10 protein-coding genes and 3 tRNA genes are annotated in these 12671 nt (G+C 57.9%); 4 read left to right on the top strand and 9 right to left on the bottom strand.

Annotated features, from left to right (window positions below; all coding sequences use genetic code 11):
- Positions 1–77: transfer RNA gene (locus ACFWW4_RS18540), tRNA-Asp, on the bottom strand.
- Positions 78–358: 281 nt separating this feature from the next.
- Here ACFWW4_RS18540 and ACFWW4_RS18535 point away from each other — a divergent pair.
- A complete protein-coding gene (locus tag ACFWW4_RS18535; protein ID WP_411892216.1) occupies positions 359–1198 on the top strand; it encodes a LytTR family DNA-binding domain-containing protein in 840 nt (279 codons plus the stop codon).
- Here the strand turns inward: ACFWW4_RS18535 and ACFWW4_RS18530 are convergent, their stop codons facing one another.
- The 6 genes from ACFWW4_RS18530 to lon form a co-directional block, all read right to left on the bottom strand.
- Positions 1199–2137: a pirin family protein gene (locus ACFWW4_RS18530; RefSeq protein WP_411892215.1), complete on the bottom strand. Its 939-nt coding sequence runs from the start codon at positions 2135–2137 to the stop codon at positions 1199–1201.
- 98 nt (positions 2138–2235) lie between these two features.
- A tRNA-Val gene (locus tag ACFWW4_RS18525) sits at positions 2236–2311 on the bottom strand.
- A gap of 42 nt (positions 2312–2353) precedes the next feature.
- The gene (locus ACFWW4_RS18520) at positions 2354–2914 is read right to left on the bottom strand and encodes a histidine phosphatase family protein (RefSeq protein ID WP_411892214.1); all 561 of its coding nucleotides are present in this window, start codon (positions 2912–2914) and stop codon (positions 2354–2356) included.
- 52 nt (positions 2915–2966) lie between these two features.
- Positions 2967–3041 (bottom strand) — tRNA-Val (locus ACFWW4_RS18515).
- A 13-nt stretch (positions 3042–3054) separates the two neighbouring features.
- A complete protein-coding gene (locus tag ACFWW4_RS18510) occupies positions 3055–3399 on the bottom strand; it encodes an HU family DNA-binding protein (protein WP_411892213.1) in 345 nt (114 codons plus the stop codon).
- Between the two features lie 132 nt (positions 3400–3531).
- Positions 3532–5937, bottom strand: a complete 2406-nt coding sequence (gene lon / locus ACFWW4_RS18505; RefSeq protein WP_411892212.1) for an endopeptidase La — start codon at positions 5935–5937, stop codon at positions 3532–3534.
- Positions 5938–6348: 411 nt separating this feature from the next.
- Between lon and ACFWW4_RS18500 the strand changes: the two genes are divergently transcribed.
- Positions 6349–7287, top strand: a complete 939-nt coding sequence (locus tag ACFWW4_RS18500; protein WP_411892211.1) for a hypothetical protein — start codon at positions 6349–6351, stop codon at positions 7285–7287.
- Here ACFWW4_RS18500 and tgt read toward each other — a convergent pair.
- Entirely contained in the window at positions 7248–8378 is a 1131-nt protein-coding gene (tgt, locus tag ACFWW4_RS18495; protein ID WP_411892210.1) for a tRNA guanosine(34) transglycosylase Tgt, read from the bottom strand. The two genes, ACFWW4_RS18500 and tgt, sit on opposite strands and share 40 nt — an antisense overlap.
- 109 nt (positions 8379–8487) lie before the next feature.
- On the opposite strand from tgt, the gene ACFWW4_RS18490 reads away from it, so the two are divergent.
- Complete coding sequence (locus ACFWW4_RS18490; protein ID WP_411892209.1) at positions 8488–9417, top strand: hypothetical protein; 930 nt, start codon at positions 8488–8490, stop codon at positions 9415–9417.
- Between the two features lie 36 nt (positions 9418–9453).
- Here ACFWW4_RS18490 and ACFWW4_RS18485 read toward each other — a convergent pair whose 3' ends face one another.
- A complete protein-coding gene (locus tag ACFWW4_RS18485; protein ID WP_411892208.1) occupies positions 9454–10290 on the bottom strand; it encodes a CPBP family intramembrane glutamic endopeptidase in 837 nt (278 codons plus the stop codon).
- 116 nt (positions 10291–10406) lie between these two features.
- On the opposite strand from ACFWW4_RS18485, the gene ACFWW4_RS18480 reads away from it, so the two are divergent.
- Positions 10407–12665 (top strand): pentapeptide repeat-containing protein, encoded by a 2259-nt coding sequence (locus ACFWW4_RS18480; protein WP_411892207.1) that lies wholly within the window; start codon positions 10407–10409, stop codon positions 12663–12665.
- The last annotated feature ends 6 nt before the right edge of the window (positions 12666–12671 follow it).

The following is a 12671-nucleotide window of genomic DNA, read 5'->3' as shown; positions in this document are numbered from 1 at the left end:
TGGCGCGGTTGACGGGGCTCGAACCCGCGACCCCCGGCGTGACAGGCCGGTACTCTAACCAACTGAGCTACAACCGCGCATCTGTTCGCCCGGCCACAGGGCCGGAATACCCTGCTTCTAGGTGGCGGACCGGATCAGGTCAAGCGCTCAAAACAGCAAAAAGCTGACGTTAGGGCAACCTGCAGCATTGCCACAATTCAACACCATTATGTCGCAAAAAATGCGGCAAGGGCGCACAAATTAACCACGTTACCCGATCAAACTGCCCCTGCCGCAGACCATTACAGTCTTTTTGTTACCTATTGATTATCACCACGCGGAACGCAGACAGAAACCAATAAATAATGCAGGCCCATCTTTGACACGACCCCACGCGATTGCCGAAGCCTTTTGTCATGAAGTGACCATATATGACGTGTTTTTCGGCAAATTCACCCTCAGTCTTTCACGCTTCGTGAAAATGATCACCGATCCAAGGGGCCTTGTTTTTCTGGCGCTGGGATGTGTGCTGCTGTTTGCGGCCGATCCCAATAATGTGCGCGTCAATCTGGGGCCGATACTCGCCCTGCTGATCTGGATCGGATCTGTCGCGCTTTATGTCAGCACGATTTTTGCGATGATCGCGCTGTTTTCGTTCACACAGCACCATTTCGGCCCCTACCCGATCTACACGCCGGTCACATCGACGATCGGCCTGCTGCTGGTCTTCATCTGTGCAAGGGCCGCCATTTCTTTCATCACCGGTGATCCACCGCCCGATAACGCGGCGCCCTTGTTTTTTAACCTTCTGATCGCGGGCATGATGCTCGAGACATTGTTCATTCGCTTTGCCATGCCGGGCATATTTGCGGATGAAAACAAGCCGCGCCACGGCCCCGATGTGATCCGGATCGGTGACCAGCAGTTTCCGGTCCAACGGATCAGGCACATGGCCGCGCAAGAGCATTATATCAACATCGCCGGACCGACAGGTACGGTGCTGGTCCGGGCGCGGCTCAGGGATGCGGTGGCGCAAACAACGCCCGAACAGGGCCTGCAGCCGCACCGGTCATGGTGGGTGTCAACAGCAGCCAAACCCAAGCTGGGCCACCAAAACGGCAAGCCCGTCCTACAATTGGACGACGACACGATTGTACCCATCGCCAAAGCGCGGATGGATGATGTACAACGCTGGATCAACCTGCATGGCGACTGGTAACTACCTGTCGGGCAACGGAATAAATTCGGCATCATCATTGGGCGGCAACTGGAACCGGCCATTCTGCCAGTCGCCCGCGCGCCAGGCCTCCTTGGCTTCCTCGATCCGCTCCTTGCTTGAAGCGACGAAGTTCCACCAGATATACCGCTCACCTTCCAGCGTCGCCCCGCCCAGCAGCATGACACGCGCCCCTTGCGGTCCGGCCTTCATGCTGACGCGGTCGCCGGGGCGAAATACCATCATCCGGCCTGCGTCGTAATCCTCGCCCGCGATCGTCACGCTGCCTTCCAACACGTAAGCGCCGCGATCCTCGTGATTGTCGGGCATGGGCAGGGCCGCCCCAGGCTCCAGGATCGCATCAAGATAAAACATCTCCGACGGTGTCTCGACCGGCGCGCGACTGCCATAGGCATCGCCAATGATCAGGCGCACCTGCTTGCCTTCACCATCCATCAACGGCAGATCGGCCTTGGGCGCATGGATAAACGCGGCCTCGCGATCCTCGGCCCCTTTGGGCAGGGCAATCCATGTCTGGATGCCGAACAGGCTTTGTGGTTTTTGGCGCGCCTCACCATCCATACGTTCGGAATGGGTGATCCCGTGACCGGCAATCATCAGATTCATCGCCCCCGGCTCGATCCACTGATCGGTGCCAAGGCTATCGCGGTGATGGATCGCACCGCGATGCAGATAGGTCACCGTCGCCAGCCCAATATGCGGATGCGGGCGCACATCAATCCCCTGCCCGGTCACAAACTCCGCCGGTCCCATCTGGTCAAAGAAGATGAACGGGCCGACCATCTGGCGACGCGGGGCCGGCAAGGCACGGCGCACCTCGAACCCGCCCAGATCACGGGCGCGGGGAACGATTACGGTCTCAATGGCATCCACGGCATCTTCGGTCGGGCAATGCGGGTCGAGGGCTGGATTCCAACTCATCAGGACTCTCCTTTCAGGGTTATCGAAAAGATAAGGCAGCAGCACAGCAATGAAAGCCAAAGCCGCGCACATCACATCTGCATGAAAAGAGAGAGGAGTGGTGGGTGATGAGAGGCTCGAACTCCCGACATCTTCCGTGTAAAGGAAGCGCTCTACCAACTGAGCTAATCACCCGATCCCGCGTCGTTTAGACCAGCCGCGCAGGCAGTGCAAGTGTCATTCCAACAAGGTCTGAACACCATCTTTCAAATGGTAAACGCAGCCCTGACCGCCACCCAGCGTGGACACGCTCAAGGCAGGATCGCGGGTCACCAGCGACCGGATCATGCGGCTCGTGATCCCATGGGTGACCAGCACGGCAGGCTCGTCCAGATCGGCCAGAAACGCGCGGCAGCGGGCCTCAAGCCGGGCAAACCCCTCGCCATTGGGGGCGATATCGTATTGCGCCAAAAACGGGTCCAGGGCCTCAGGCGTCGGCAAACTGTCACGCAACAAGCCGGACCAGTCACCAACGCCAATCTCGCGCAACCGGTCATCAGTGCGGACATGGCGCGCCACACGGGCCAGCGCAATACCGGCCGTCTGCACGGCACGGCCCTGCGGACTGGTCAGAAACACGAACCCTGTCAGATCGCGCCATTGCAGGATTTCACCCTGCCGGGCGGCGTCCATCTCACCTTTGGGGGTCAATGGCGAATTCAACTCGCCCTGCATCCGGTTCTCGGCATTCCACTCGGTCTCGCCGTGGCGCAGCACGTAAAGCTCTGGATGTGACATCGGGGACCCCCGCCAAGGAAAAGCGCGCCACAATGGGCGCGCCGGGAAATAGTGGTGGGTGATAAGAGATTTGAACTCCTGACATCTTCGATGTGAACGAAGCGCTCTACCACTGAGCTAATCACCCGTTGAGGGATGATTTAGTCGCCATCGTCCGTTGCTGCAAGCCCAGATTGCGCGGCACGTGTGGCATCTTTCTGGGTCCGCAGCTTGAGCGTCATGACCTGCGCCCCACCGTCCAGATCCTTGCTGCGCACCACCCGCAGCTTGCCCAGGGGCGGCAGGTTTACATCCTCTCCTGCGGCGAGCGCTTCACCCAGCACCGCAAGTGCTGTTTCGATGGCCGGTTTGGCATCGCGCTTCTTCACATCGGTCCGGGCAATGACGCGCTCCAGAAACTCCGGCTTTTTCAACTGGTCCGCTGCCGGTTTCTCGGTGGCGGCGGGTGCCGTGGCACCACCCTTTGCTTTGCTTTTCAATGCCATCACAAATCCTCGCTTTGTTGCAGCCTAGCGGGTCGGCAGCAGTGTTCCCACAGCTAAATGCGATCCGGCAGCATCAGAATCAAAAAGGCGCGCCCGGATCGGACGCGCCTTCTTGCGATTATATTCGGGGGCTTAATGCGCCCGCGCCGCCTCACCTTCCGAACCGGATTTCAGGGCAGCCGCCGCCGCTTCTTCTGCGGCCTCGTCCCATTCAATCGACTCTGGTTTGCGGACCAGCGCATGTTCCAGCACCTCTGACACGTGCTTGACAGGGATGATCGTCAGCCCCTCTTTCACGTTATCCGGAATTTCCGGCAGGTCCTTGGCGTTGTCCTGCGGGATCAGCACGGTCGTGATTCCACCCCGCAATGCGGCCAGCAGTTTCTCCTTCAAACCACCAATCGGCATCGCATTCCCGCGCAACGACACTTCGCCCGTCATGGCGATATCCTTGCGGACCGGGATCTGCGTCAGCACCGACACAATGGATGTGACCATCGCCAGACCAGCCGACGGCCCATCCTTCGGTGTCGCCCCATCCGGCACGTGGACGTGAATATCCAGCGTGTCGAATTTCGGCGGCTTCACCCCGATCTCCGGTGCAATCGAACGGACGTAAGAAGACGCCGCATCAATCGACTCCTTCATCACATCGCCCAGCTTACCCGTGGTCTTCATCCGGCCTTTGCCCGGCAGACGCAGCGCCTCAATGTTGAGCAACTCACCACCGACCGATGTCCAGGCCAGACCGGTGACAACACCAACCTGATCCTCTTCCTCGGCCAGACCAAAGCGATGCTTTTCCACGCCAAGGAAGTCAGACAGGTTTTCCGCATTCACTTCAATGCGTTCCGCCTCTTTCTTCACAAGTTTGGTCACCGCCTTGCGGGCCACCTTGGCCAGCTCGCGCTCCATGTTCCGGACGCCAGCCTCGCGGGTATAGACCTGCACAATCGCGGTCAGCGCATCATCGGCAACGCTGAACTCCTTGTCGCGAAGCCCGTGGTTTTTCATGACCTTGGGCAGTAGGTGCTGCTTAGCAATCTCGACCTTTTCATCCTCGGTGTAACCCGACAGCGAAATGATCTCCATCCGGTCCAGCAAAGGCCCCGGCATGTTGTAGCTGTTCGCCGTGGTCAGGAACATCACGTTCGACAGGTCATATTCGACCTCCAGATAGTGATCGACGAATGTCGAATTCTGTTCCGGATCCAGCACTTCGAGCATCGCCGACGCCGGGTCGCCCCGGAAATCCTGACCCATCTTGTCGATCTCATCGAGAAGGATCAGGGGGTTCGTCGTCTTTGCCTTTTTCAGCGCCTGAATGATCTTGCCGGGCATCGACCCGATATAGGTCCGACGGTGACCGCGGATCTCGCTTTCATCACGCACACCACCAAGGGAAATGCGGATGAACTCGCGCCCCGTCGCCTTGGCAACAGATTTGCCCAACGATGTCTTACCAACCCCCGGAGGGCCGACAAGGCACATGATCGGGCCTTTCAGTTTGCGCGAACGCTGCTGCACGGCCAGATATTCGACGATCCGTTCCTTGACCTTTTCAAGCCCGTAATGGTCGTTGTCCAATACCTCCTGCGCATTGGCGAGGTTCTTTTTGGTGCGCGATTTCACGCCCCACGGAACCCCCAGAACCCAATCCAGATAGTTGCGCACAACCGTTGCCTCGGCGGACATGGGCGACATGTTCTTGAGCTTCTTCAACTCCGCATCGACCTTTTCGTGGGCTTCCTTGGACAGCTTGGTCTCAGCAATCTTGGCTTCCAGTTCGGCGACCTCGTTCTGGCCTTCCTCACCATCACCCAATTCCTTCTGAATGGCCTTCATCTGCTCATTCAGATAATATTCGCGCTGGGTCCGCTCCATCTGTGTTTTCACACGGGTCTTGATCTTCTTCTCGACCTGCAGCACAGACATTTCGCCCTGCATCAAGCCAAACACTTTTTCCAAACGCTCGGACACAGACAGGGTTTCAAGCAGGCCCTGCTTCTGGTCTACCTCAATGCCCAGATGCCCGGCCACAAGGTCGGCCAGTTTCGCAGGCTCGGTCGCCTCACCCACGGCGGCCATCGCCTCTTCGGGGATGTTTTTCTTGATCTTGGCGTAACGCTCAAACTCGGCTGATACGTTCCGCACCAGCGCCTCAACCTCGGTACCCTCGCCGGGGATTTCGGTCAGATATTCGGCGGAGGCTTCAAAGAACTGGTCATTCTCGATGAACTTGGTGATGCGCACACGGCTGCGACCCTCGACCAGCACCTTGACGGTGCCATCGGGCAGTTTCAGCAGTTGCAGCACATTGGCCAGCACACCAGCCTTATAGATACCTTCCTGATCAGGATCGTCCTGACCGGGGTCAACCTGGCTCGACAGCAGGATCTGCTTGTCGTCCTGCATCACCTCTTCAAGCGCGCGGACAGACTTTTCCCGGCCCACAAACAGCGGCACGATCATATGTGGAAACACCACGATATCGCGCAACGGTAGGACGGGATATGATGAACTCAACGGTTCTTGCATGCTCTTTTCCTTTTTTGGCAAGACGCACCGGTCCCGCTTGGCGGCAACATGGGGCATCTCCTCTTGGCATCAACATGTGGGGTTGATTGAAATACGTTTCAACCAGACATGCGCGTGGCGTTTTGCGCAGAGTGCCTGCCCTTCGTCTGCTCCGCAAGTAAACAAACATCAAAAGGTGAACGTTTGGCTGAAATCGGGACGGTTTATCGCAGGGATTTGACGAAAACCCAAAGAATTGAGGCGGCCAGCATAGCACCAACCGCCCCATATCGTTGAAAATAACAGCTACTCAACACACCGTTACACGTGAGTGATAATGCATTGACCATGCGTCAGGCGGCTGCAAAACGTTAGGTCAGGAAATCCTGACCACGCCCAAATTCTTGCACAATCCAGAGGTATGCGCAGGGCATGTCCGAACTGATCTATCGCCAAAGGCGGCGGTTCATCCTGATCGCCCTGCTCACCTGCCTGCCAATGACGGGCATGGTGATCTACTCGGCCTATCTGTCAATGCAGTTCGTATCATTCTCCTACTTTCTGTCCGAACCCGTAATGCTTTTGTGGATGTATCTGTTCTATGCGTTGATGATCAGCGTGATGAACGCAGCGATCCTGTTTTTTCCCGCGCTGCTGATCGTCTTTGCCCCGCGTTGGCGCGGCATTATAGAAGGGGCCACTTTCGGCATCGGCCTTGCCTTGCTGATCGCTTGGATCGTCGACCTCATTGACCATAATTCGCTTTTGGCTCAATCCAGATGGCTGCTTACATGGGTCATATTCCTTGCCGCAATGTATTTTCGCGTGCATGACCGCATCCTGCCAAAACTCCGCTACAAGGCGCGCGTCAGCTATCGCTCCAGAAAACCGATCACGCAGCTATGGTCGGAACTGGTCCCAATCCCCGAACATACCGACCAACATTGGAATGTGGCCTTGGTCGACATCACCGCCGATCCCGACGATCCGACAAAGCTACACGCTGTCTATGACCTGCCGAAATGCCAACTGCACCAGACCATGCAGATCAGGCAAAGCAACGCTCCTGTTCATTTCGCCTATCGTTATGAAAACGCCTCGATCAAAAATGCACACGCAACAGCTGGCAATTACGCAATCAGCATCGAAGATCTGGACTTCACCCGCAAGGTCACGCTTGAATTGATCACCGACAAACTGCCCTTCAGCCAATGGATGGGGCATTGGTTCGGCGACGTTCTGGGGGATCAGGCCGATTATCTGGTGACGCAAGAAACCGGCAAGCGCGACTACACCACCACCGGGGCCATCATGCGCAAAGCCGCAGGCCGTCAAACCGGTTCAATATCGCCCAGCGCACGCGCGGCGTGAAAATCCGCCTCCCACTCCGCAAACCGGCCCGCCCCAATGGCCTCCCGCATCCCCTGCATGATTTCCTGAAAATAATGCAGGTTATGCCATGTCAGCAACATGCCCGAGATCATTTCCTGCGCGCGGAACACATGATGCAGATAGGCGCGGGAATAGCTGGCACAGGCCGGACATGTGCAAGCCTCATCCAGTGGCCGGGGGTCATCGGCATGGCGCGCATTCTTGATATTGACCACACCGCGCCGGGTAAACACCTGCCCCGTCCGGCCAGAGCGTGAGGGCAGCACGCAATCCATCATATCAATGCCGCGCTTGACCGCCCCCACGATATCGTCAGGCTTGCCCACCCCCATCAGGTAACGGGGCTTGTCCACGGGCAACTGATCAGGCGCAAAATCCAGACAGCCAAACATCGCCTCCTGCCCTTCACCCACGGCCAGACCACCAATCGCATAGCCGTCAAACTCAATCGCCCGCAGCGCCTCGGCGGATTGCGCGCGCAGATCCTCCTCAAGGCCCCCCTGCTGAATTCCGAACAAGGCATGGCCGGGGCGATCACCAAACGCATCCCGCGACCGCTGCGCCCAGCGCATCGACAACTCCATGCTTTCGGCGATGCGCTTGCGATCGGCAGGCAGCGCCGGACATTCATCAAAACACATCACAATATCAGCCCCCAGCAAACGCTGGATCTCCATCGACCGTTCCGGCGTCAGATGGTGGCGCGACCCGTCGATATGGGATTTGAAGGTCACCCCTTCCTCGGTCAGCTTGCGCAGATCGGACAGGCTCATCACCTGAAACCCGCCACTATCGGTCAGAATCGGTTTGTCCCAGTTCATGAACCTGTGCAGGCCGCCCAACCGGTCAATCCGCTCCGCCGTGGGGCGCAGCATCAGATGATAGGTATTGCCCAGCAGAATATCGGCACCCGTCGCCGCCACACTCTCCGGCAGCATCGCCTTGACCGTGGCAGCAGTCCCCACAGGCATGAAGGCAGGCGTGCGAATATCGCCACGCGGCGTCGAAATCACCCCGGTGCGGGCCTTGCCATCAGTGGCTTTGAGTTTGAAAGAAAATCGGTTCTCCATGCGGTTCTCTTCGTCGATTAGACACGGATTGCCAAGAGGTGAACCGTATCATTGCATACGCCACGGCACGCCATTACCAACTTAGACATCTCACCAGGAAAGTTTTTCCATGCAAAAGACATTTGTAGTTTTCGCACTCTTACTCTTGTGCACCAGCGCCTACGCAAAACCATGGGACGAGGTCATCAGCGACGTGAAGGCGCGCACGGCTGTCCTGCAACAGGAAGGCAGCCGCCTGAACATGCCTGACCCCGGCAATCATTCAATCGATGTTATCGGGCTGCGGCACACATGCGCCATTCTGGGCCGCATGCTCGGCCAGGCAGACAAAATTACACCGCTCGAGGCGTTGGCAGTCCCCGAACCACGCAATCAGATGACTGACGAACAACTTCTTGATCTCAGCGAAGGGATAAAATCGCTCTATATCTGGATCAATGTGGCCGAAAACATGGTTGATCTGACAACCGCGGAACGAAAGGTCCGCTGGAACAGCGATTGCGCAGGACAGACGGTTTTGACCGAAACGGGCAGCGGCATCCTGATTTCTCCTGACGCTGCTTTCCAGCTCCCCGATCAGACCAAGGTGGCGCTATTGTCCGAGTGTATCGACAGCAACATCGCGCTTGGGACAAATCCGACCGACTCCTGCGCAGGTCTCATCTACCAGATCTGCACTCGCGAAACGGCCGGTCGCGCATCGGGATGCAACGCCGCAGAAAACGATGCATGGTATGCAACGATGGACCAGATCTACGCGGATCAGCGCGACATTGCGAAACTACTGGACGATCGCAAGCTTGATCCGGAAACCGATTACGAAGCGGCTTTTCTGGATGGCAATTTGAAATATCTGGACTTGGTGCGTGACAGTCAAAGCGCGTGGGAGGCCTACAAGGATGCCCTTTGCAGAAAGGCACAGTTCAATGGACGATTGGGCAACCTTGGTTTTGAAGAAAGCCGCATGACCTGCGAACGCCACCAATTGATTTTGCGCGTTGAAGCACTCTTGCTCTACGCCTTTGAACGTCCAAAATAGGCTGACGGCACGACGGCCATCGTAACGGACAGCCATTCATTCCTTCGCGGGCAAAGGCAAAGGGATCACCACCGTCACCCCTTGCCCGCGCGTAAACATCGTCGCACGGTTCAGCCAGACCACCACAACCGCAGCCAACGCAAAGAACCACGTGTCATAAGGCTGCGCATCCGGCCACAGCGGATTATTCAGCTGGAAATGAAACAGCAGTGGCAACAGGATACTGCCCCGCGCGGCGTTGAACATCGGCGTGATGATGAGGCTTAGCGACACGGCCCCGATAATGAACGGGGTAAAGCTCCAGGCGCTTTGCGGCGTGCCCGATAAGAGGAAGGCAGGCAGATGCCACACACCCCAGACAATGCCCAACAGCACCCCGGCCCAGATCGGAGCCATCCGGCGCTGCAACAAAGGTAAGGCCAGACCGCGCCAGCCGATCTCCTCCATCGGACCAAGGATCAGCATGAAGCCCATCGCCACCAGAAACGGGGCCACACCATCAAATGGAAACTCCCAGGTCGCACCTTTCACCGCAGCCCCGGCGGCAAATAGCAGCGGAATGGCCAGCAGCAAAAACGCATACCACCACACCGAACACCGCCACAGGAACAGACGAGACAGGAACCGGCCCAGCCCTGCCAACCCGCCACGGATCACAACCAGCAGCATGGCCGCAATCGCTGGGGCATAAACCGCCAGAATAAACAGCGGATGTGCCGCGCTCACCTCGCCAAAGATCCGCACCATGGCGTCTGTGTAAACCAAAAGAAGACCAACAGCGCCCCATGCCAAACCAAAGGCGATCAGCAGGAACGGCAACAGCGCCTCGAACGGCACAGCGGGCGCGGTGTCGGTTGAACGAACAGGCATCATGACATGCATCTCCCCTCATGTTTTCGCCATGCATCTTACCCGAACCGCAACCGGACCGGTTGAGGCAAATCAACCGCGCCCGTCCGTTGAAACCCCACGGCGGCAGGACACAACGCTTGCCAAAACCATGCCGGCAGGTCAGCCTCACCAGCATGAACAGCCCATCGCCAGCCGACACACAGGTCAGCGCTGATGATGCCGTCAAACGGATCGGCGAACTGACCAGAAACACCAGAACCACGTGGTTTTCACTGCTGGGTGTGCTGCTTTTCGTGGGCATCACCCTGCTGGGTTTCCAGCATATCGATTTCTACGGCTACGGGCGGCAGACAAACCTGCCGCTGATCGGGGTGTCGGTCCCAACCCGGTTCTTCTTTCTGACTGCGCCCTTACTGGTGGCGGCCAATTTCATCTACTTCCACCTCTACCTGATCAGGCTTTGGGACGCGCTGGGGGACGCACCGGCAAAAGTGGACGGTATGCCCTTGGGCCGGGCCATTCCACCTTGGTTGATCACCGATGCCGCACTCTGGCTGCGCAACCGGATACGGCAGGACGGCTGCATAGACGCCCGCCCGCTCGAAGGGGTGACAGCGATCCTGAACTTTGCCCTGACATGGGGGTTAGGGCTGCTTGTCGGGGCCATGTCATGGTGGCTGTCGGCCGTCGCACGCGACGGCATGATGACCGGGCTTGCGGCGCTTGCCCTGTCGGGGATGATCCTGACGGCGATGACAAGCCTTGTGGCCCTGTGGCACCGAATGGTCAGCAACCGGGCACCGGGGCAGCCATTGCTGGCCACCGCAATGGCCGTGGTGACCGTGGCCTGTCTGGCAGCACCCAGCTATTTCCGGACGGTCGAACCAGCACCCTGGACCGCAGAAACCGAATGGCTGAGTGTCTGGAACGAAGAAACCGGACGGATGGAACAGCAACAAATCGCGGTCCCTGAATTCGCCGACAGGGACACCGATCTGTGGGAACGGTTCTGGACGCTCGCGGAAATCAACCTCGAAGGGGAAAACATCGTCGAACGCCCCGCCAACTGGCTGCCCTACGATCTGGTGCGCACTGATTACGAACGGCAATGGTGCGCCCGCGAGGCGATCAGCAACTGCGATCTGACCGGCGACGATCTGGACCGGCTCAGCGATGAATTCTGGGATAGGCAGGATTCAGCAATGGCGTTGCTGCAACGCCCGGACTGGCATCTTCCCGGACGCAAAAAGCCCGATTTCCGCGGCGCAAACCTGCGCGAAACCTTTCTAGCCGACATCGATCTTGCAGGGGCACGGCTGCAAGGCGCCGACCTCAGCGAAGCAGACCTGCGGGGGGCCGACCTCAGCGGCGCCAACCTGCAATGGGCCGAACTGGAAGAGGCTGAAATGCAAGGCACCGACCTGGAAGAAGCAGCGTTACAATGGGCCGGCCTCGGCGAAGCCAAATTGCAGGAGGCGAACATTGAACAAGCAAAGCTACAGATGGCCTCGCTGCAGGGGGCATCCCTGCAAGGCGCTTCGCTAAAGGCTGCGACCGCGCAAATGGCAAACCTGAGGGGCGCAAACCTTCAGAGGGCAGACTTCACCGGCGCTGAACTGCAAGCAACAGATTTTCGCGACGCCGCAATGCAAGATACAGAACTTGGCTTGGCCAAATTGCTGGGCGCAAATCTCAGCAAAGCGGGGTTGGAAGGGGCCAACCTCGCTCTGACGGGTCTGCAATTGGCCAATTTGGACGGGGCCAATCTGCAACATGCAGACCTTTACGCGGCGAACATGGCTGGCGCGCAGCTGGTGACCGCATTGCTTCAAGACGCCAATCTCAGTGGTGCCAAGCTGACGGATGCAAATCTTGATCGCGCCCAATTCGAAAACACAAAACTGGACGGGTCAACCATGTCAGGCGCGAATTTAAGTTACTCATTCATTCAAGGCGTTTCCATTAAACCTTTTGATATCTTGCGTTCAGAATTCGGCATTGGGTGGCCGCAAACAGACATCCTGCAGCATTTCCATTCCTTCAATGGCACGATCAACAACGGGGGCGCTGTCAGGGATGTTGATTTGACGCAAGACACGGTTGTGTCCCAACTTGATTGGCGAAACGCCTTTTTGGATGCCAGCGTTGTCGGGCAAGAAGGCTTGTTGGACGCCATGAAACTGACGTCCCCGCCGTGCCAATGGGCAGATGAAAAACTGGACGACGTTGCCTTTTACGGCCGCTGGCGCGGATGGCTTGATCTGAACCCGGACCCGGCAAGTGAAATTGTGTACCATTGGACGGGGCTGGTTCCGACAGCGTGGAAAGACGTGACCCCAATTCCACCTCCACCCGGCTGCGTCTGGGCCACTGGCACGCTGCCATCAAACCCCTAACAATAC

The sequence above is a fragment of the Yoonia sp. SDW83-1 genome, from assembly GCF_046762885.1.
GTDB lineage: Bacteria > Pseudomonadota > Alphaproteobacteria > Rhodobacterales > Rhodobacteraceae > Yoonia.
The sequence above is the reverse complement of the archived record's forward strand: the minus strand, read 5'-3'. Positions and strand labels throughout refer to the sequence as shown.